At 36.1% G+C, this 21,090-nt stretch carries 24 protein-coding genes; 16 read left to right on the top strand and 8 right to left on the bottom strand.

The features are described 5' to 3' along the window. From AC4AGG_RS02090 to AC4AGG_RS02100, 3 genes are all read left to right on the top strand, one after another. Positions 1–452, top strand: a 452-nt coding sequence (locus tag AC4AGG_RS02090) for a hypothetical protein (protein WP_489770320.1), incomplete at its 5' end; no start/stop codon positions are given. Positions 453–906: 454 nt separating this feature from the next. Continuing rightward, positions 907–1,755, top strand: a complete 849-nt coding sequence (locus tag AC4AGG_RS02095; RefSeq protein ID WP_489770321.1) for a hydroxymethylglutaryl-CoA lyase — start codon at positions 907–909, stop codon at positions 1,753–1,755. 43 nt (positions 1,756–1,798) lie between these two features. Then, positions 1,799–2,644: a sulfurtransferase gene (locus AC4AGG_RS02100; RefSeq protein WP_489770322.1), complete on the top strand. Its 846-nt coding sequence runs from the start codon at positions 1,799–1,801 to the stop codon at positions 2,642–2,644. Between the two features lie 54 nt (positions 2,645–2,698). Here AC4AGG_RS02100 and AC4AGG_RS02105 read toward each other — a convergent pair whose 3' ends face one another. Genes AC4AGG_RS02105 through AC4AGG_RS02115 form a run of 3 tightly spaced genes read right to left on the bottom strand, consistent with a single transcriptional unit; the run spans position 2,699 to position 4,341 of the window. After that, the gene (locus tag AC4AGG_RS02105; protein WP_489770323.1) at positions 2,699–3,028 is read right to left on the bottom strand and encodes an SUF system Fe-S cluster assembly protein; all 330 of its coding nucleotides are present in this window, start codon (positions 3,026–3,028) and stop codon (positions 2,699–2,701) included. Positions 3,029–3,069: 41 nt separating this feature from the next. Continuing rightward, complete coding sequence (locus tag AC4AGG_RS02110; RefSeq protein WP_489770324.1) at positions 3,070–3,768, bottom strand: ribonuclease H-like domain-containing protein; 699 nt, start codon at positions 3,766–3,768, stop codon at positions 3,070–3,072. A gap of 24 nt (positions 3,769–3,792) precedes the next feature. Next, positions 3,793–4,341, bottom strand: a complete 549-nt coding sequence (locus AC4AGG_RS02115; protein ID WP_489770325.1) for a hypothetical protein — start codon at positions 4,339–4,341, stop codon at positions 3,793–3,795. An 89-nt stretch (positions 4,342–4,430) separates the two neighbouring features. Here AC4AGG_RS02115 and AC4AGG_RS02120 point away from each other — a divergent pair, with 89 nt between their 5' ends. Then, positions 4,431–5,966 (top strand): YifB family Mg chelatase-like AAA ATPase, encoded by a 1,536-nt coding sequence (locus tag AC4AGG_RS02120; protein ID WP_489770326.1) that lies wholly within the window; start codon positions 4,431–4,433, stop codon positions 5,964–5,966. A gap of 95 nt (positions 5,967–6,061) precedes the next feature. Next, complete coding sequence (locus tag AC4AGG_RS02125) at positions 6,062–6,529, top strand: DUF5362 family protein (protein WP_489770327.1); 468 nt, start codon at positions 6,062–6,064, stop codon at positions 6,527–6,529. A 56-nt stretch (positions 6,530–6,585) separates the two neighbouring features. On the opposite strand, the gene AC4AGG_RS02130 is transcribed toward AC4AGG_RS02125, so the two are convergent. From AC4AGG_RS02130 to AC4AGG_RS02140, 3 genes are all read right to left on the bottom strand, one after another. Next, positions 6,586–7,047: a GNAT family N-acetyltransferase gene (locus tag AC4AGG_RS02130; RefSeq protein WP_489770328.1), complete on the bottom strand. Its 462-nt coding sequence runs from the start codon at positions 7,045–7,047 to the stop codon at positions 6,586–6,588. Further along, positions 7,044–7,520: a YdeI/OmpD-associated family protein gene (locus AC4AGG_RS02135; RefSeq protein WP_489770329.1), complete on the bottom strand. Its 477-nt coding sequence runs from the start codon at positions 7,518–7,520 to the stop codon at positions 7,044–7,046. Before AC4AGG_RS02135 ends, AC4AGG_RS02130 begins: the two co-directional genes overlap by 4 nt. An 81-nt stretch (positions 7,521–7,601) precedes the next feature. Then, a complete protein-coding gene (locus tag AC4AGG_RS02140; RefSeq protein WP_489770330.1) occupies positions 7,602–9,770 on the bottom strand; it encodes a S46 family peptidase in 2,169 nt (722 codons plus the stop codon). Positions 9,771–9,865: 95 nt separating this feature from the next. Here AC4AGG_RS02140 and AC4AGG_RS02145 point away from each other — a divergent pair, with 95 nt between their 5' ends. The 8 genes from AC4AGG_RS02145 to AC4AGG_RS02180 all read left to right on the top strand — a co-directional run bounded on the left by AC4AGG_RS02145 (position 9,866) and on the right by AC4AGG_RS02180 (position 17,142). Then, positions 9,866–10,300, top strand: a complete 435-nt coding sequence (locus tag AC4AGG_RS02145; protein ID WP_489770331.1) for an META domain-containing protein — start codon at positions 9,866–9,868, stop codon at positions 10,298–10,300. Between the two features lie 32 nt (positions 10,301–10,332). Then, the gene (locus tag AC4AGG_RS02150; RefSeq protein WP_489770332.1) at positions 10,333–10,605 is read left to right on the top strand and encodes a SemiSWEET family sugar transporter; all 273 of its coding nucleotides are present in this window, start codon (positions 10,333–10,335) and stop codon (positions 10,603–10,605) included. 73 nt (positions 10,606–10,678) lie between these two features. Beyond that, positions 10,679–11,890, top strand: a complete 1,212-nt coding sequence (gene hflX / locus AC4AGG_RS02155; protein WP_489770333.1) for a GTPase HflX — start codon at positions 10,679–10,681, stop codon at positions 11,888–11,890. 120 nt (positions 11,891–12,010) lie between these two features. After that, complete coding sequence (locus AC4AGG_RS02160) at positions 12,011–12,727, top strand: DNA alkylation repair protein (protein ID WP_489770334.1); 717 nt, start codon at positions 12,011–12,013, stop codon at positions 12,725–12,727. A gap of 63 nt (positions 12,728–12,790) precedes the next feature. Continuing rightward, positions 12,791–13,453 (top strand): hypothetical protein, encoded by a 663-nt coding sequence (locus AC4AGG_RS02165; protein ID WP_489770335.1) that lies wholly within the window; start codon positions 12,791–12,793, stop codon positions 13,451–13,453. A gap of 21 nt (positions 13,454–13,474) precedes the next feature. Continuing rightward, positions 13,475–15,493, top strand: coding sequence for a hypothetical protein (locus AC4AGG_RS02170; protein WP_489770336.1), 2,019 nt, complete (start codon positions 13,475–13,477; stop codon positions 15,491–15,493). Beyond that, entirely contained in the window at positions 15,493–16,758 is a 1,266-nt protein-coding gene (locus tag AC4AGG_RS02175) for a hypothetical protein (protein WP_489770337.1), read from the top strand. The genes AC4AGG_RS02170 and AC4AGG_RS02175 overlap by 1 nt, the downstream gene beginning before the upstream one ends. A 51-nt stretch (positions 16,759–16,809) precedes the next feature. Then, positions 16,810–17,142 carry a DUF6122 family protein gene (locus tag AC4AGG_RS02180; protein WP_489770338.1) on the top strand — a complete coding sequence of 111 codons (333 nt, stop codon included), beginning with the start codon at positions 16,810–16,812 and terminating at the stop codon, positions 17,140–17,142. 87 nt (positions 17,143–17,229) lie between these two features. Here the strand turns inward: AC4AGG_RS02180 and AC4AGG_RS02185 are convergent, their stop codons facing one another. After that, complete coding sequence (locus AC4AGG_RS02185; RefSeq protein WP_489770384.1) at positions 17,230–17,610, bottom strand: group III truncated hemoglobin; 381 nt, start codon at positions 17,608–17,610, stop codon at positions 17,230–17,232. A gap of 69 nt (positions 17,611–17,679) precedes the next feature. Between AC4AGG_RS02185 and AC4AGG_RS02190 the strand changes: the two genes are divergently transcribed. Together AC4AGG_RS02190 and AC4AGG_RS02195 are read left to right on the top strand one after the other, a co-directional pair. Beyond that, entirely contained in the window at positions 17,680–18,654 is a 975-nt protein-coding gene (locus tag AC4AGG_RS02190; protein ID WP_489770339.1) for an ion channel, read from the top strand. Next, positions 18,654–19,139: a YkgJ family cysteine cluster protein gene (locus AC4AGG_RS02195; RefSeq protein WP_489770340.1), complete on the top strand. Its 486-nt coding sequence runs from the start codon at positions 18,654–18,656 to the stop codon at positions 19,137–19,139. Before AC4AGG_RS02190 ends, AC4AGG_RS02195 begins: the two co-directional genes overlap by 1 nt. Positions 19,140–19,197: 58 nt before the next feature. Here AC4AGG_RS02195 and AC4AGG_RS02200 read toward each other — a convergent pair whose 3' ends face one another. Next, the gene (locus tag AC4AGG_RS02200; protein WP_489770341.1) at positions 19,198–19,749 is read right to left on the bottom strand and encodes a hypothetical protein; all 552 of its coding nucleotides are present in this window, start codon (positions 19,747–19,749) and stop codon (positions 19,198–19,200) included. Between the two features lie 128 nt (positions 19,750–19,877). Between AC4AGG_RS02200 and mnmA the strand changes: the two genes are divergently transcribed. After that, on the top strand, positions 19,878–21,065 hold the full coding sequence (gene mnmA, locus AC4AGG_RS02205) for a tRNA 2-thiouridine(34) synthase MnmA (RefSeq protein ID WP_489770342.1): 1,188 nt from the start codon (positions 19,878–19,880) through the stop codon (positions 21,063–21,065). The last annotated feature ends 25 nt before the right edge of the window (positions 21,066–21,090 follow it).

Below are 21,090 nucleotides of genomic sequence, written 5' to 3' on the forward strand. Positions count from 1 at the left end.
TTTATTATAATAATGATCCCGTCTTAAGAGACGAAGGTAATTTGAAAAGAAGAGGTGTTGGTGGTGGATGGGAAGATATTTATTTAAGAGGTAAAAGAGTGGAAAATTATAATCTTAAAAAAGATCTGATAAAAAAGATAGAGCCATTAGCAAAAATTGTAGATACAGATAAGTTAGTCAATATAGATTGGCATTCTGATAATAATCAATTGCATAAAACAGATCTTAGTGTGGGAAACTTGAAAATAAAGAAAATAGGAGGTTCTTTTTATTACATTAAAGAGACTAAAAAAGAATTTATTTGTAAGGAGTCTAAAATTATCTCGTTCAATAGTTTAGATATTGATAATGACAATAAACCTGAACTCTTGGTTTTTAAAACAGAAGTAAATCCAAAATATGATTTTCTAGAAACATCTTGTTCTATATACAAAATATCATCAAACAAATAGTATGGATCTAATTAAAATTGCAATAGTATGTGTTTATCTAACTTTGGTTTTAGGATTTTACTTTTTTTTCAAAAAGAATACGTTTTTAAGAATAATTATTTTTTCAATCATTTTTTTAGCGTTGATTAGCTTGATATATGTTGGTACAATGCACTTCATTCACGAAAATGAAAAATTCGGCGGGCTTATTTGTTTTTTCCATGCATTAGAGGTTAATATCTATTATGTTATATTATGTTTTTTCATTTTATTAATTACTAGCTTTATAAAAAAAGAACTATTTTGATAAAAACTAAGACTTTTCCAAGGCATGAAAACCCTTAGCTCTTGCTATTTTATTAAACTTACCCTATGTCGCAAACTAAAAAACAATGCCGCAGCTTAAAGTTGCGGTTTTTCTTGCTTTTGGCAATTCCTGAAAAAATGTATCTTTACGAAAATCCAAAATCGAACTATGTTTCTTACAGAATGTCCACGAGATGCGATGCAAGGTTGGGGAGAAATGATTCCCACACAACAAAAAATTGACTACATCAATGCGTTGATGCAAGTTAACTATGACGTCCTTGATTGCGGGAGTTTTGTATCACCAAAGGCGATTCCTCAAATGGCCGATTCGGGAGAAGTAATCGACAACATCGATAAGACTATTTCCAAAACCAAACTTTCTGTGATCGTAGCTAACATTCGAGGTTCGGAAAAAGCACTTTCGCACGGCAATGTTGATATTTTGGGGTTTCCGTTTTCGATTTCGGAGACATTTCAGTATCGCAACACCAATAAAAATAGAGAAGAAGCCTTCGGTCAGATTCAACAAATTTTAGAAGTAACAAGAAAGGAAGGAAAAGAACTTAACGTCTATTTCTCGATGGCTTTTGGAAATCCTTACGGAGAAATGTGGAAATGGGAAGATGTCGATTTCTGGGCTCAAAGATTCTCGGAAATAGGAGTACAAAATATTCTCCTTTCGGACACCACAGGAGTTGCAACGCCAGAAAGTATTGCCCTCATTTTTGACAAAATACCTGCAAAATATCCCGAAATTAATTTCGGTGCACATTTCCATAATCGTTATGAGGAATCTTATCAAAAGTTAAAAGCTGCCTACGATAACGGTTGTCGAAGATTTGATTCTGCAATTAAAGGAATCGGTGGTTGTCCAATGGCAAAAGATGATTTGGTGGGCAATATGCCAACTGAACAAGTCATCAACTTTATGGCTCATGATAAAATTGAGAACCAATTGAATCTGCTAAACTTCGAAGCCGCTTATAATAAGGCTAAAGATATTTTTCACTTTTAGAGTATCTGCCAGATTTCACAGATCGACGCAGAACGAGGTAATTATGAATAAAGTAAATCCAATAATTTCTGTTTCCGAACTGAAGGATATTTTCAATTCCAAAGATTTGGTTATTCTTGATGCAAGAAGCGGAAAAGACGCCTATCAAAACTATCTGAAAAAACATATCAAAGGAGCCAGATTTATTGATTTGGATAAAGATTTGGCGCAGATTCCTCAAGACCCAGCAAATGGAGGAAGACATCCATTGCCTGAAATTTTTGATTTTGCCAAAACACTTTCTGATTTGGGAATATCTAATCATTCTCATGTCGTAATTTATGATGACAAAGGAGGAGCCAACGCCGCAGCGAGAACGTGGTGGATGTTGAAAGCTTTCGGAATCGAAAACGTCCAAGTACTTAACGGAGGCTTGCAACAATCAGAAAAAGAAGAATTTAACTTAGATTCAGAATTGCCACATTTTCACGCTTCGACCATAAAAATTCCAGACCATTGGTTACTTCCCATGAAAAACATTAATGAGGTTGAAACGGAATTATCTCAAAACTCTGCCACCGTCATTGATGTGAGAGAAGCATATCGATACAATGGCGAATCGGAACCAATAGACCTGATAGCGGGACATATTTCTGGAGCGATTAATATTCCTTTAGCTGAAAATCTGGATGAAAACGGTATGTTTTTGAAGCCAGAAATCCTCCGTCAAAAATATTTGAACCTAATAGAAGGCCGTCCAGAAAATCTAATTGTACATTGTGGAAGCGGTGTTACTGCATGTCACACGATTTTGGCTTTGGATTACGCAGGATTTACAACACCTCAACTTTATGTGGGTTCTTGGAGCGAATGGAGTAGAAATGATAAAGCAATAGCTACAGAAATATAAAAAACACCTCTAAGAGATGTTTTTTAAGTATACTTTTTAAAGATTGCAAATTTTCTAAAACAAAATTCCCAATTCGAATTTTGCTTCTTCGCTCATCATATCTTTGTTCCATGACGGCTCGAAGGTAAGTTGCAAATCAACTTCGTTAACCCCTTCTACTTCAGCAACTTTATCTTTCACTTCTTGAGGAAGCGATTCGGCAACTGGACAATTAGGAGTGGTAAGAGTCATCACCACTTTCACATTACCCTCTTCTGAAATTTGCACGTCATAAATCAGCCCCAATTCATAGATATCAACTGGAATTTCAGGGTCGTAGACTGTTTTAAGAGCTAAGATAATTTGGTCGCCAATATCCGCTATTTGTTCGTCAGTATATTTCATTTCTTGCATTGAGCCATTAGCAAAAAGCTACTGGCAAAAAATTAATTTTCACTTCTTTTCAATAAATCTTCTTGGCGCATACGCCGAAAAACATTCGCCAAAGTTAAGACATCTTTTTCACAATATTTAATGATTCTAAATAAATCTTTGTCTATATAATAGATAGACGCAACCATTGAACCATCGATATCATCCTTGGGAGTAGGGATTCCGAAGAGGTGAGCCAACAATTCTAAGGAAACGAAACTTTTGTAATCACCAAATTTCCAAAGTTCCATCGTATCAATGTGCGGAATTTCCCATGGTTTTTTTCCATACATCTGAAACTGAATTGGAGGTTGCATTCCGTTAATCAGAAATCTTCTCGCAATCCAAGGAAAATCAAATTCTTTTCCGTTATGTGCGCAAAGGATAACATCGCGAAGTCTTGGACTATTAAAAATCTCACCAAAATCATTTAGTAACTTCTTTTCGTCATCACTTGCAAAACTATTGATTTTGAGCGTGTTGTTTTTATCTAACATCCCAACAGAAATGCAAATGATTTTCCCAAACTCCGCCATGATCCCACCTCGCTCGTGATAAAATTCTTCCGCAGAAATATCATCCTTGCGTTGCCATTTCGTCTTTTTATCCCAAAGGTTCTGTTCGGCTTCCGAAAGCTCGGTCCACTGCCCAAACTGGGGAACAGTCTCAATGTCTAAGAACAAAATTTTCTCAATGGGAATATTCTGAATCATTTCTAAATTTTTTCGATTATTAAATTACGAGATATCATCGGTACTTGGCGCTTCCTTCTCTCCTCTTTTGATAAGAATCTCATCTAAAAGTTGTTCAACTTCTACCTTTTGGTCAGCATATTTACTCTGAAGTTCGCTTCCTTCACCCATCTTTCGATAATAATCCAAAGCTTTCTGCGCAAATTGTTTTTGGTTAAAAAGCGGCGCATCTGGAACCAATGGAAAGGTCTTATGGAAAAGCATCTCATAATAAGCTTGCCATTCTCTTTCATTTCTTTCTTCGATAGGATTTCCCGGTGCTTTTTGCCTTACATGCAACATCTCATGAGCAATCATGTTGACCACCAAACTAAAATCAAAATCAAATAAATTTTTCGGAATATTAACAACTTGACTTCCGCCAATTTCACCTTCTGCTGTTAACAAAATGGATTTCTCTTCCAACTCAGGTCGGAATCCAAAACCTGCAAAATTTTCGTGCTCCAGACGAAAAGTCCTAATAACAAATTCTGCGGCATCCAAAATTTGGTCGTGACTTTTATATGCTTCTATGTGATTTAAAATAGTTTCCATTCTAACAAATGTAAAATAATTATCTTTATAATCACAACGTATTGAATTTGAAAAATTTATTTTAAATTTAATTCTAAATAAAAACTAAAATGCTGATAAAAGTCTATGGAAGCGCCATTCACGGTGTTTCTGCCCAAACCATAACCATCGAAGTCAATGTTGATACCGGAGGAATCGGCTATCATCTGGTTGGTCTTCCCGACAACGCCATCAAGGAAAGTAGTTACCGAATTTCTGCCGCATTAAAAAATGTTGGATACAAAATTCCGGGAAAGAAAGTTACAATTAACATGGCTCCCGCAGATTTGCGGAAGGAAGGTTCCGCCTACGATTTAAGTATTGCCATAGGAATTTTGGCTGCCTCTGATCAAATTGTTGCTGAAAACATTGGTGACTACATCATCATGGGCGAATTATCTCTTGATGGCGGACTTCAGCCTATTAAAGGAGTTCTACCTATTGCTATTAAAGCAAGGGAAGAGGGTTTCAAAGGAATTGTTCTTCCAAAACAGAATACTCGCGAAGCTGCAATCGTCAACAATCTTGACGTATATGGTGTAGAAAACATTAGTGAAGTGATTGATTTCTTTAATGAAGGAAAGCCTCTTTCAAAAACAGAAATTGACACCCGAAAAGAATTTCAAGATAGAATCAATCTTTTTCCATTCGATTTCTCTGAAGTTAAAGGTCAAGAAACGGCGAAACGAGCTATGGAAGTTGCTGCAGCTGGTGGACATAACATCATCCTCATCGGACCTCCCGGAAGTGGAAAAACGATGTTGGCAAAACGTGTCCCAAGTATATTACCACCTTTGACCTTGAAGGAAGCTTTGGAAACGACAAAAATTCATTCTGTTGCAGGAAAAATGGGTGCAGAAACATCACTCATGACCGTACGACCCTTCCGCAGCCCCCATCACACAATCTCCGATGTAGCACTTGTTGGAGGAGGGAGCTATCCTCAACCTGGAGAAATTTCTTTAGCTCACAATGGCGTCTTGTTTTTGGACGAAATGCCGGAATTCAAAAGAACGGTTTTAGAAGTCATGCGACAGCCTTTAGAAGACAGAGTGGTTACGATTTCTCGAGCGAGATTTACTGTGGAATACCCTGCAAGTTTTATGTTGGTAGCCAGTATGAATCCCAGTCCAAGCGGATATTTTCCTGACGATCCTAACAATACTTCAACAGTTTTTGAAATGCAACGATATATGAATAAGCTTTCTGGTCCGCTTTTGGACCGAATTGATATCCATATCGAAGTTCAGAAAGTTGAATTTGAACAATTATCAGATAAACGAAAAGGAGAAAGTAGCGAAACCATCCGACAACGAGTTTTAAATGCTCGCGAACGACAAACGGAACGCTACAAAGATTTAGAAATCAATTATAATGCTCAAATTGGGCCAAAGGAAATTGAGAAATATTGTGAACTTGATGAAGCATCACAGAACCTCATCAAAAACGCAATGGAAAAGCTGAATCTTTCCGCTCGAGCCTACGACAGAATTTTAAAAGTTGCAAGAACGATTGCTGACCTTGATGATTCAGAAAAAATTAAGCCTCAACATATTTCCGAAGCCATCCAATATCGTAGCTTGGATCGCGAATTTTGGAATGTTTAGGGGCTTTAAAACATTTTACAACAAATTATCAATTATGAGTATTTATCATTTTTTCATTACTAAATATTCCTTACTTTCGGCAAAAAAATAAATTTATGGAAGAAAACGTATCTCCTTTTGAAAAATTTGATGGTATCCAAGTAACTACGCAAGCTAGAGATATTTTGAAAGAAGCCGCAAAATGGGCTAACATCGTATCTATTTTCGGTTATATTGGGCTGGGATTTATAGTGCTTGCAGCAATAATAATGTTATTTGTTGGGTCATCAGCATCGATGATGAGTAATAGTTTGATGCCTTTCGGTGGAACAGCAATATTTACCGTTATATATCTCTTGGTTGCAGCATTGTATTTTTTCCCAATCTACTACCTTAATAAATTTGCCAGTTTTGCAAAGCGAGCTGTTCAATCTAATAACGCAAACGCCTTAACTGATGCTTTAACTTACCTAAAATCTCACTATAAATTCATCGGAATCATGATGATCGTTGTCGCGGGATTCTATGTCTTCATGTTCCTGATCGGGATTTTTGGAGGATTGATGGGTGCCTTAGGAAGATAAGCTCTACAAATCTTTTTCGTAATACAAAAGATCTTCGGGATCATTTGGAAGTCTAATCAACTTTTGAATTGTAAACCTAGCTTTTCAATTAACCTTTGAGAAGCTAGGTTTTCTTTTATAGTAATTGCAGACACCTTGCTAACGCCAAAGTCCTGTTTTGCAATAGTTAATAACTTACTGGCCGCTTCAAAACCCAAGCCCTTCCCTTCATATTCTGGTAGGAAGCTAAATCCAATATCCATGACATCCAAACCTTCTCTTTCAAAAATACCTACCCCTCCAATCTTCTGTCCATTATCCTTGAGAACAATAACATAGTTCCCAAAACCAAGCTTCTCAATTTGAGGATAAAACCTATCTATAATATATTGTCTTCCTTGCTCAGTTGTTCTCAAATTTCTATCTCCAACATATTGAATAAATTTTGGGGTGTTGTATAACTCCACTAAAAAATCAGCATCTGATTCGTCAAATAATTTAAGATAAAGCCTTTCGGTTTCGTATTGGTATTTGTTCATATTCCTTTTTTTCCTTGTAAAATCATTTCAATCATCTTCGCTTTTCTGTTTTCTCTGGTTTCGGGCTTCTTGGCATCCGTAATCCAGCGTATATACTCTTTTCGGTGGGTATAACTCATTTCTTCGAGAAGCTCCTTCGCCTTGGAATTATTATCCAGTAATTCTTGGACATCAGCTGGGATTTCAACAATGCGCTCTTCTTTATCTTCCAGCAGTTCAACTTCAATGATGTCTCCAAAAGATTTATTCAATTGCTTTCTGATTGCTTGTGTTAACCCTAAACAGTGGACTCCGCCTCCCATATTGGCAAGACTTCCTCGGTATTGAACCTGGTTATCAAAAATAGCTTTAACTTTAACCTGTCCCTTCTTTCCATAGACTTCTAATGTAGAAAAAGGAAACTCCACATAAGCCGCATTTATATCTTGATGTTGAAGTATTGCCGCGGAAAATTTAATCTTTTTTGAATCCATTTCATCAATCGTTTTGAACAAAAATAAAAAAACCGAAAGAAAAAAATTCTTTCGGTTTATCATTTATTTAATCCCTAAATCTTATTTTTTCTTTTTAGCTTCTGCAGCAATTTGCTCTGGAGACTTAATCAAGTTCAATTCATTTACCAATCTTTTTGCTCCTGCATATTTATCCATTACCCAAAGAACGTAACGAACGTCAAGATTAATGGTCTTTTGCCACTCTTCTTCGAAAACAATGTCTCCACTTAAAGCTTCGCTATTACCGTCAAAAGCAATACCGATGAGATTGCCATCTGCATCAATAACTGGTGATCCAGAGTTACCTCCTGTAATATCATTATTAGAAAGGAAGTTAACTGGCATGTATCCAGCTGGATCAGCATAAATTCCGTAATCACGAACCGCATTAAGATCGATAACTCTTTGAGGAAGGTCAAACTCTTCATCGCCTTTCACATATTTAGCAACCATTCCGTCCATATCTGTATAGAAATTATCAGAAATACCGGTGTACTTTCTATCTTCTCTTTGCGGAAGTCTATCTACTGTTCCATACGTTAATCTCATTGTTGAGTTAGCATCTGGATAGAATTTTTTCTCTGGGAAGGCCTTTCTAAATCCATCAAGAAAAATCCTATTATTCTTTGCGAAACTATCATCAACTAAACTATATTTCTTTGCAAGATTTTGGGAATCTTCAGTGAATCCGGCTACAAGTCTGTACAAAGGATCCGCATCCAATTTCAATCGATCCGGGTTAAGAACAAAATTAGTAACTGAAATCTTATTTGCAAAAATAGATGACGATGCCAATCCGGCTAACCCAGATGCATCTTGAGCCATCAAAGTTGGAGAAGCCTCTTCTTTATCTACTCTATTTTGATAAAGTCCAACAAGCGAAGAAAGCATTTCTCCTTCTAATTTAGGATTAAGATTACTGTAGATTTCCTCAATTGCAGCTGTTACCTTAGGTTTCATATCAAGGCGCCCTTGCATATCTTGCTTTGCATATGTATTTAAGATAGACCCTAATTGACTCGCCACCTTAAGATACTGTGCGTTTCTCATTAAAATCGAAGCATAATTACGCTCAACATTTCTATTAGAAACCTGCTTATAATATAGTTGAATATTTTTTAACACATACTCATAGTCTCCATTTTCAGGACGTTCTGCGAATTGCGAAAACTTTTCCTCAGCTTGTCTTTTGGCCTGGATTGTCCCGTTCTTTTTAACAGCATCAATAGTACCTTGTCTGTTTTTCCAGTAATTGGCAACGCCTGCATATTGTGAAGCATAATTCAATCTAGTTGCAGTCTCCTTATCCATATATTTTTTCATAACATCCATAGCTAACCTAGATGCTTCTACCCAAGCTGGATAATCTTTGTCCACCAATTGCTCGATTCCATAAGACGTCAAATAACGATTGGTTCTACCTGGATATCCTAAAATAATTGCAAAATCACCAGGTTTAACCCCTTTTAAAGAAACTGGTAAAAAATGTTTTGGTTTCAACGGAACATTCGTTGGTGAAAATTCAGCTGGATTTCCGTTGGCATCTCCATAAACTCTAAAAACAGAGAAATCTGCTGTATGTCTTGGCCATTCCCAGTTGTCTGTATCTCCACCAAACTTTCCTAAAGAGGAAGGTGGCGCTCCAACTAGACGAATATCTTTATAATCCTGATATACAAAATAATAAAACTCATTTCCGTTGAAGAAGTCTTTTAAAACAACTGTATACTTACCATTTTCTCCATTCTCGGCCTGAAGTGCTTTGCTTTCTTTCTCAATAATAGCTCTCCTTTCTTCACCGGTCATACTGTTGTTAAGCAACTTGTTAATTCTTTCGGTTGCATCTCCCATTCTTACCAAAAACCTCACATACAATCCTTTCGAATTGATTTCGTCTTTTTGCTTCATTGCCCAGAAACCGTTTTTTAAATAATCTTTTTCTGGAGTTGATGCGTCTGCAATGGCACCATAACCACAGTGGTGATTAGTAAAAATAAGTCCTTGGTTAGAAACGATTTCTCCTGTACAAAAACCACCAAAACTTACAATTGCATCTTTAAGCGAAGAATTATTTACAGAATAAATCTCATCTGGTGTCAAATGCAATCCTTCTTTCTGCATGTCTACACCATTAAGACGCTTAATCATCATCATCAACCACATCCCTTCATCTGCCCTCATCTGCACAAAACTCAACAAGAAAGTAGCGAGTAAAAATATTCTTTTCATATAGTAAAATTATTTATGTGGCTAATTTAATAATTTTTAGTTTAACTGCTTGATAAAATGGCTAAATTTGGATTATTAACCTATTTGCATCAATTATGAAATGGATTAGTTTACTCTTTTGCTTCGTTCTATTTTCTTGCTCAACATATTCTACCCCAAAAACATCAGAATCATCAGCAGGAGACACTCACAATCGAGAGTGGATGCTGGTCCAATTTGATGGTTTTACCAAAGACTTCTTCATGCAAAATAAGATAGGAATTAACTTAACCAAAAATCATAGTGATGACTACACTGGATTTATTGGCTGTAACTCCATCCGTTTCAAGGCGATATTCAATGAATCTGGAGGAGTTAGATTTTCAAATTTTTATTCAACAATGGCTAATTGTGAAAAAACAAAGGATTTTGAAACCACTTTCGATAAACAATTGCTTGCAAGCACTCATTATAAAATTGAAGGTCACTTTCTTACGCTCTATGACGAAAAAGGTAACGAAATGAAATTTGTTGCCGCAGATTGGGATTGATATTGTACGTTTGAACTAAATTATTTTTTGATATGGATTTTAACCCAGAAATATTAGGCTTAATAGGAGGAACGCTATCATGTATTACCTTTGTTCCTCAAATTTTTAAAACGTGGAAGTCCCGCTCCGTAAAGGACATTTCGGTTTCTACGTTTCTTATCGTGGTTGCCAGCACCATTATTTGGATAGGCTATGGAATCATGAAGGATAGCATCTCTGTTTTGCTCACCAATATTGTCGTTTTTTTTACAGCTGTGATAATGCTTTGGATGAAATGGAAGTTTTCCGAAAAGCAGCAGGATTAATTTTAGAAACCTTAACGGTTTTCTTACCTTTGCGTTGTGCACGAAGCAAAATGCTGACCACGAAGATTATACTATGTTAGAAAAAAAGGAACATCAATACGAGAAAGCCGTACTTGTCGGCTTAATTACGAAAGACCAAGACGAAGACAAACTGACGGAATATTTGGACGAGCTTCAGTTTTTGGCCTATACCGCAGGAGCAGAAGTTGAGAAACGATTCACTCAAAAAATGTCGATGCCCGATTCCAAAACTTTTGTTGGAAAAGGAAAAATGGAAGAAATCAGGGATTATGTAAAGGAAAACGGCATCAATACTGTGATTTTTGATGATGAATTGTCTCCATCTCAATTGAAAAATTTGGAAAGAGAAATTGAAGTGAAAATTCTTGACAGGACCAACCTTATTTTAGATATTTTCGCTCAAAGAGCTCAAACATCTTATGCAAGAACTCAGGTGGAACTTGCTCAATATGAGTATCTTTTGCCAAGATTGACCCGAATGTGGACTCACTTAGAGCGTCAACGAGGAGGAATCGGAATGCGTGGTCCTGGTGAAACCGAAATCGAAACCGACCGAAGAATAATTCGTGACCGAATCTCTCTTCTAAAAGAAAAACTAAAAACCATCGACAAGCAAATGTCAACCCAAAGACAGAATCGTGGGAAAATGGTTCGTGTTGCTTTGGTGGGTTACACCAATGTTGGAAAATCAACGTTGATGAATGCCATTTCGAAGTCGGAAGTTTTTGCAGAAAACAAATTGTTTGCAACGCTTGATACTACCGTAAGAAAAGTGGTTATAGGTAATTTACCCTTTTTGCTTTCTGACACGGTTGGGTTTATCCGAAAATTGCCAACGCAATTGGTGGAGAGTTTCAAATCGACTTTGGATGAAGTTCGTGAAGCAGATTTATTGATTCATGTGGTGGATATTTCTCATGAAAGTTTTGAAGACCATATCGAAAGTGTAAATCAAATTCTACAAGAGATTGATGCACATAAGAAACCAACGATTATGGTTTTCAATAAGATAGACGATTTCAGTTATGAGAAAAAAGACGAAGATGATTTAACTCCGTCGACTAGAAAAAATATTTCTTTAGACGAATGGAAAAAAACATGGATGGCGAAAAGTAAAAATCCGACCGTTTTTATTTCAGCTTTAACTAAAGAAAACTTCCCTGAAATGAAGAAAATGATCTACGATGAGGTTCATCGCATTCATATTTCAAGATTTCCTTATAACGATTTCTTGTTTGAGTATTTTGAGGAGGAGGAAAATTAACTAAAGTAAGTCTTTGTCATTCTGAACGAAGCGAAGCGGAGTGAAAGAATCTCACCGCCTTTATAGTTTGAGCTTCCTCCTTCGCCGGAATGACATTTCACGAAATAATATCTTTTAAATTTGAAAACAGTAGCCGAAATTAAACAAGCCCTATCTTTCCTATCTATCGATGAAAAGAAAGAATTCTTTCCTCGTTTTTTTAAAGCAGGTAAAGGCGAGTATGCAGAAGGAGACCAATTTATTGGAGTAACGGTTCCTGACCAAAGAAAAGTGGCCAAAGAATATTGGAACAAAATTTCTTTACCTGAATTAAAGGAACTTCTTTCTTCAAAAATTCATGAGCATCGTCATACAGCACTTTTGATTTTGGTTACAAAATATGAAAAAAGCAAAGACCCGAAAAAGAGGTCGGAGATTGTCGAATTTTATTTGAAAAACAAAAAGCACATCGACAATTGGGACTTGGTTGACAGTTCGTGTTATAAAATTTTAGGCAGGTATTGTTTTGAAAATGAAGATGATATTATTTTACGAAAACTATCTGACGAGGATATTCTTTGGAGCAAAAGAATGGCTATTGTTGGAACCATGTGGTACATCAAAAAAGGAAGTTACAAATTAACTAAAGAGTTGGCTATTAACAACTTGTATCACGAACATGATTTGATGCACAAAGCCAATGGTTGGTTGCTTAGGGAAATGGGAAATAAAAACGAACCCGAATTAATCGAATTTTTAAAAATTCATTATCATAAAATGCCAAGAACTTCCTTGCGTTATGCCATCGAAAAATTGGATGAAGACTTACGCCAAGACTTTCTGAAAGGTAAAATATAAATCATCTAATTATTTTTTTTTCTATCTTTCAAATTATTTACTTTTACCCAAAAACACAACTATATGCAAAGAAGATTCCTCTACATTTTCTTCCTTATCATTCTTTTTTCCTTAACAAGTTGCTTTGATATCGTGGACAAAATCCACCTGAAAGCGGACGGTAGCGGTGAATATTCCCTGATTCTTAATGCTAGTAAAAGCAAAACCCGAATCGCCCAAATTTCCAAAATGGAAACCATCAATGGGAAAAAAGTTCCAAAAAAATCAGAAATAGAAGCCAAAGTCAAAGAAGCGGAAGCTGTTTTTAAGAGTACACCTGGAATCAGCAATGTAAAAACCACCATGGATTTCAGCAATTATATTATTAAACTCAATTGCAACTTCAAGAACATCGAAAATATTAATAATGGGCTAGAAAGACTCAAAGCTAAAAAAGTAATTAGCAACATCGTACCAACTGAGTTATACGGATACAAAGGGAAAACTTTTACTAGAAATAAGTTCAACACCTTCAAAACCGAATACCAAAAACTAAGTTCTGCGGACAAAGAAGTTTTCAATAATGCAAGATATACTTCTGTCATGCAATTTGACAACACCATCAAATCTCAAAGTAACTCTTCTTATATAATGTCGCCTAACAAAAAGGCATTAAAAATAGATGGAAGCGTATTGGATTTTATCCTGCAAAAAAAGTCGCTTCACAACAACATCAACCTTAATTAACACGCTATCAAATACTCAGACATGAAAAAACTATTTTCATTTTTCCTAGTTATCTGCTCGATTGCAATCATAGCTCAAGGCAAGATTAAACTTCCAGAAAACACCATTTTCTACATGGAAATGAACGGAAAGTCAATCAACAAAAAAATTAATTGGGAAAAATTCAATCCGATTCTACAAAAAGTAACCAAGGACCAGCATATCAACGAATCGTGGAATGATTATTCCAAAACCGGAATCAAATATGACGGAATCCAATATCATTATGCGTATGTTAATGATTCGATTACTTCCTACAACGCTCTTTTTGAAATAGATAACAACCAAAAATTTCTAGACTTTATTACTTCTTCCAAAAAAGAAGGCCTCGAAGTGACCAAAAGAAACAACTATTCCTATATGAGCTTAGATGAAGATACTTTTGTTGCATGGAATGGCAAAAACGCCGTGCTCAAAACCATGAGTTACTCGGAGCCTTTTAATTTGGATGATGATTATGCTGTTGAAGCTGTAGTTGATAGCGCAGTTGCAGTGGTTGATTCTACTGCTGCAGTGGCTGATTCCACATATGCTGAATTCGAATATACAGAACCTGCGCCTTTTGATTATAAAGAAGCAATCAAAAACCTGAAAGAAGAGGCAATCTATCACAAAGGCGAAATTAAAAGGATAGAAAAAGACATTAAATATATCGAAAAGAACAAAACCTACCCTCCTGATCCAGAGCCAACCGAGGCAGAAAAAGACGCAGCAGAGCAAGCTGCTGAAGCTGTGGAAGAAGAGGCAAACGCAGCTGAAGAGGAGGAAGAAGACGACTATTATGAAAACTATCAAAAAAGGATGGATTCCATTGATGTCGAACACTTCAAAATCAAGAAGAAATTAACAGAAGAATATTTTGACCAAATTTTTAGAAGTAATTTCACACTTGATGTTCCTCAAGAGAAACTAGAATTTCGAGATCCCAACTCCGATGTATTTGTCTATACAGACTATGGAAACCTAATAACCAAGACCTACTTTGGAAATAATAGGCATTTGCCTTGGCTTGGTTATATGGGTAAATTTTATAATTCGGATTCATCTTATAATTTATATTTTGATCAAGAAAAAGTAAGATTAGTCAACAACTACAAAAACAGAAATCCTGAAGTACAAAAAGCTTGGTCCGAATTCTATCAAGGAAAGAAAAGCAAGAAACTTTCAAAACTAATTTCAGACAAAAGCATTGGCTATTACGCAATGAATGTCAATGGTTACAAAGCATTTGATTTTCTCTACGAATTGATGGACACTATGGGAGATGGCGACCAATATCAAAAAGAAATCAGTCTAATGACCGAGACTTTGAAGATTGCTTTGGACGAGGAAGCGATTACAAAAATTGCACCTGGTAATGCCCTTTTCATCCTTAACAAATTGTCCTCCAAGAAGGTTGAATACACAGATTACGACTACGATGACGACTACAACGAAATCGAAGTCAAAAAAACGAAAGATGCCGCAATCCCAGATTTTACCTTTGCATTTGTAACGGAGAACGAAGGTTACTGGAATCGAGTTTTCGATATGATAGCTAATAATAAAGAAACCAGTAAGTACGTCAAAAAAACCGCCAACGGATACCACATCAAGCCAGAAGATAGTCCAGAATTTGAAAATCTTTTCATGGGAGTAAAAGAAGGAATGGTATATCTTACGACTACATTAGAAAATTTGACTCCACAAACTCAATCTTCGGAAGCTAAAAAATGGGCAAAAGAAGCTGCTGGAAATCCAGTGTTTGGACGTCTTGATGTGCAGAAATTAATCCAAGGAATGGGAATAGAGTTCAAAGACCAAGAGGACAGAGAAATGTACAACTATTTCAAAGAAAACACAGGACAATTTAATTTGAAATCTACCATTGAAAAGGGTTGCTTCAAAACCGAAATCAACTATAATATCCAATCCGAATCAGAAAACAGCCTCATGTATTTCTTCGATATGATTGAAGCCATTGACGAAATCGAAAGTAAGGTTGAAAAAAAAGTTCTTTAATGAAAAAAAAGTGGATTTTTCTTCTTGTCGTTGTGGCTTTTGGTGTAGCAATCTATTGGTTGCTCTTCCATAAGGACAAAACACTTAAATATATCCCTGAAAGCGCAGATATGGTCGTGCTCGTTGATGTCAAAAACGTTTCTCGACTATATCTTTCTGAGCTTTTGATGAATCCATCGGAATGGGGAGGTCCTTCAGAAGACAAGGAAGACAAAATTTCAATGAAAGACGCTGGAATCAAAATTCCCGACTATTTGCAGTTTTTTCACCTAAAAAATACAGATGTCAGCAATTGGAATTTGATTCTTGAGCTATCTGATCAACAAGAATTCTCCCAATTTCTCAAACAAGAAGCTTTTGAAAAATTAGGAAAAAATATTTTCAAAAAAGATAAAATTACGCTTGAGATTATCGGTGAGCGGTGTCTCATACAGTTGGGTAATCACAAAGACAATTCAGAATTTGGAGTGATTGCGAAGCAAATGCGTTCGCCCGAAAATACTTGGAAGACATTGGATGCCGATCAATTTATAGATGGTTCCCACGGAAGTCTTTCTATCATCAATGGAGACAAAATCAATAACTTTCCATTAGAAGTTGGAGAAAACGAAATTACCATTTCTAATCTTAAAGAGACTTCAACCTTCAATTCTCTAATTGAAAATTTGGCGAAGAGAAGACAATTTTTGGAAGCAAGTTTAGACAAAAAGGCTCTTGACAAGACTTCCCAACATTTCAAAAAACAATTGAACGATTATTCTGCTGCCTTTCCTCTCATGAGTTCGGTATCACTGACCTCATCAATCGAAGAAATCAATGATACCATTGTTTCGTATGAATATGATGACAACTTCAATGAAATTGAAAAAGTGAGCTACCAGAAAATCCTTCAACCAATTTATTCAATAGAGATTAAAAGCGACGAGCAAGAAAAATTGTGGACTTTGTTTCAAGAAAAGAAGTGGATTAGTTCGGATAATAAATTTACAGCGATTCCCTTTCAACCCAATAAAATTTCCAAAAATGGAAAATTAATAACGATACAAAGTCAACCTAATCCTATTGAAAGTCAACTCGAAGAGAAAAGAAACTTCGTATTTGTCAATAACAATGAAAAATTGATCCGCTCCTTTTCAACAATAAGCGAAAAACAGAAAAAAGATATTCTAAAAATCGCCTACCTCTTCTACGGAAATACGGATAATCAACATTTCTTCCGAATCCAATTCAAAAAAGAAGAAATTCCATTAATTTTGCGCTTTTAGCCTTTTCTTGAAAGAAAGCTATCCCGAATTTTCAACCTCGAAAAAACCTGAATGGAGTTTCTCTTTTCCCTTAAATCAATTTGGCATTACAGCCTGCATCTGGTATTTCCAGTTGTGGTGGCTTTGTTGTTCTTTAAGAAAAAATGGAAAACGGTTGCTTTAATATTCTTGCTCACGATGTTGGTGGATTTGGACCATCTTTTGGCGACTCCTATTTTTGATCCAAAACGTTACAGCATTGGATTTCATCCATTACACTCCTATCCAATGATTGGATTTTATGCTTTAGGTGTATTGTTTCTGAAAAATAATTGGCGGTTGATTGCAGCAGGATTGCTGTTTCACATGTTAACAGACTTTCAGGATTTTTATTTCTGGAATTAAGGCGAGTTACGAGATTCGAGTTGCGAGAAAAATATTCTATACTCCAAGTTTAAAAAACTCGTATCCTCGACACGCGTAGCTCGAAAATCATGCCTTCCTCGCTACTTCCATTTTGAAAGCCATCAACTGAGAAATATTTTTGGCTTTATAAACGGCCATTTCCGCAGTCTCTCCTTCGAAGTTTTCTTCTACTGTTGTGGTCCAAACTTTTAGCCAGTGTTCGAAGTGATGCTTTTCTAATGGAATTTGTTCATTAATTGGAAAATGCTTCGCCATAGGATTTCCTTTATACGATACTTCTCCAAACAAAAGCGTTTCCCAAAACTTATACATTTTCGGAAGGTGTAAGCTCCAATCGACTTTTGCAATGTCATTAAAAAAGAATCCTATCACCTCATCTTTCTGAATTTTATTATAAAAAGTATTGACCAAAAATTCTATATCTTGTTTTGTTTCCAGCTTTTTCATGTCGCAAAAGTATCCATATTTTGACGAAAATGGTATGACGTAACGCATATAATATTAATTTTGCAAATCATGGCAAGAAAGTTCAGAATTATAAGACAAAAAGCGCAGGAAGACACTGGTTTTTCCAGCAATGCATCAGGACGTTTTATCAACAAAGACGGCTTTGCCAACGTTCGGAAAAAAGGTGTCCCCATCCTAAAACGATTCAGCTGGTATCACACGATGCTCAATCTTCCCACCTGGCGTTTTATTTTGTATTTGGTTATAGGTTATATCTCAATCAATATTGTTTTTGCAACTATTTATTATCTGATTGGTGTCGATCATTTGACAGGAATCGACCGAACCAATCCGCTTAACGAATTTATTGATGTTTTCTTTTTCAGTTCTCAGACCTTCACCACGGTAGGTTACGGACGAATTGCACCTGTAGGGTTTTTGGCAAGTCTTGTGGCTACCTTTGAAGCTTTTATTGGTCTTTTGGCATTTGCGATTGCAACAGGACTTTTCTACGGAAGATTCTCGCGACCAAGAGCTTATCTCAAATTTTCAAACATAGCCTTAATCGCACCATATCAAGATGGTACAGCACTGATGTTTCGGATGGCTCCGTTTAAAAATAATGCGCTAACGGATGCAGAAGTGATCGTTTCTGGAGCAATCGAAGTTAATGAAAATGGTGAAAGAAAAAGTAATTTCTATAGAATAAACTTAGAATTGAGTAAAATCAATAACCTCTCCCTCAACTGGACGATTGTTCACAAAATAGACGAAGAATCCCCCTTCTTTGGATTTACAGAAGACGACTTCAAAGACCCCGAAACCGATATTGAAGTCATTGTTCAGGTTCGAGCATTTGATGAAGTGTTTTCGAGCACTGTAATACAAAGCACCTCTTTCATCAATTCTGAAATTATATTTGGGGCTAAATTCGAAAAAATGTATTATCCTGCAGACGATAAAAAATCAACCATTTTGGATTTAAGCAAAATAGATGATTATCAAAAAGTTGAAATTCCAACCCTAACAACCAGTGACTCGTAATGGATCTTCAATTTTATAAAACGCAAGCCCTTCAAAAACAGAAAGAGCATAAAAAATTCTTGGATCAACTCAAAAAGAAACCTCCAAAGAACTTGGATTACGTTGTTCAAGAGACCCATGATGACGTTTTTGAAGAAATAGATTGCTTGCAATGTGCAAACTGCTGCAAAACAACAGGTCCTCTCTATACCGAAAAAGACATCGAAAGAATCTCGAAACATCTCCGGATGAAACAAGCAGATTTCGAATCCAAATTTCTAAGAGTAGATGAAGACAATGACAAGGTTTTGCAAAATCTTCCTTGCTTTTTTCTGAATGAAGACAATACTTGTTCCATCTACGAAGTACGTCCAAAAGCTTGTCGAGAATATCCTCATACTGATCGAAAAAAGGTTTTTCAAATCAATAATCTCATGTTGAAAAATACGGTGATTTGTCCAGCTGCATTTGTCTGGGTAGAAAAAATGCAGAAGAAAACTCTATAGTTCTTCTGCATTTTGTATTTAAATATGATTCAACAATATGGTGTTGAATGCTTTGGTCTTAAAGTCCGTAAACGATTCCAATATTAGGAACCAATCCTCCTCCGAAAACTGATCTGCCGTCCCTGTATAACACATTATACATTAAACCGATCTGCATATAAGCATGACCACCCAATCTTTGCATATATCCACCTCCTAAATAAAGGGCCGCTTCATTATCCGAGTATCTAACGTCATAATATTTATCTCTTGTATTCACAAAATACTCCTGAAACAATCCAGAAACATATGCGCTTCTTCCAAAATAATAGTTAGCAAAAGGACCAACGCCAAACATGGTTGAAGAATAATAACTAGACGATTGCCAAGTGAAGTTACCGGCTAACCCGACTTCGAAGTTATTGGTTACTTTGTATCCAGCTCTTGGAACAATGTACACGGAGGTTCCTCCTCCATTGCTTCCAAAAACTCCTCCTAATCCAGCATAGCCTCCTAATGTCCATTTGGACTCGCTTCCTCCAATCTTGGTGGTGGGAATACTTGTCCCAATCTGCGCAAAACTTAATCCTGTGAATAGTAAACCAGCAAAAAGTATAGATTTTTTTAACATGATGTATTTTTTTTAGTTGATATCTATTATCCAAATTTATACCATTTATTTATAATACGTTAGAATCTTTCTTAAAATCGTAAATTTGCAGTCGTAAAACTTTCCCTTAACGAAAGCGTAACAGAATTATGAAAATAGTAGTTGGTTTATCTGGAGGTGTTGACTCCAGCGTTGCAGCATATCTTTTGCAACAACAAGGACACGAAGTAATTGGCCTTTTTATGCGCAATTGGAACGATGCTTCCGTTACTTTAGAAGACGAATGTCCGTGGATTGAAGATAGTAATGATGCGTTAATGGTCGCTCAAAAACTTGGGATCCCTTTTCAAGTAATTGATATGAGCGAACTCTACAAAGAACGTATCGTAGATTATATGTTCGATGAATATCAAAAAGGGAGAACTCCTAATCCAGACGTATTATGTAATCGTGAGGTAAAATTTGATGTTTTTCTTGAAACTGCATTGTCTCTTGGTGCAGAAAAAGTAGCCACTGGTCATTACGCGAGATTAGATTCTTTTGTTGATAACAACGGAAAAGAAATTTACCAACTTCTTGCTGGGAAAGATAATAACAAGGACCAAAGTTACTTTCTGTGTCAGCTAAGCCAAAAACAACTTTCAAAAGCATTATTTCCAATTGGTGAATTAACCAAACCAGAGGTGAGAGAGATTGCGAAACAGATGGACTTGGTCACTGCCGACAAAAAAGATTCGCAAGGATTATGCTTTATCGGAAAAGTAAGCTTACCCGAATTTCTAAAACAACAACTACAGCCCAAAGAAGGAGAAATTGTAGAAATATTCAAAGATTTTGAAGGTTTTCACGGAGAAACACCCTCTTTTAGTACTAAATTAGAAGAATTAGAATTTCTTTCAGCCAAAATTCGATATCAAAAATCGAACGGAAAAGTCATCGGGAGACACCAAGGTGCACAATATTATACCATAGGGCAAAGCAAAGGTTTGGGAATTGGCGGCCACAAAGAATCATGTTTCATCATCTCAAGAGACATGGAAAACAATATTCTTTTCGTTGGTGAAGGTCATTCTTTTCCTGGGCTTTATAGAAAAGCGCTCAAAATCAACAATCCCGAAGTGCATTGGGTAAGAGAAGATTTGCGTCTCCAAATTGGAGAGTCCATGGAAGTCCTGACAAGAATCCGTTATAGACAACCTTTGGAAAAAGCTATACTTTATCAGTTAGAAGAAGGTCTCTATATCGAATTCCAAAATCCACAATCTGCAATTGCGGAAGGTCAATTTGCAGCATGGTATCTTGACGACGAACTGCTTGGAAGTGGAGTCATTGCATAGGTTTTTGTTAATTTTCATTAACAGT

This window comes from Chryseobacterium sp. CG10_8 (assembly GCF_058117085.1).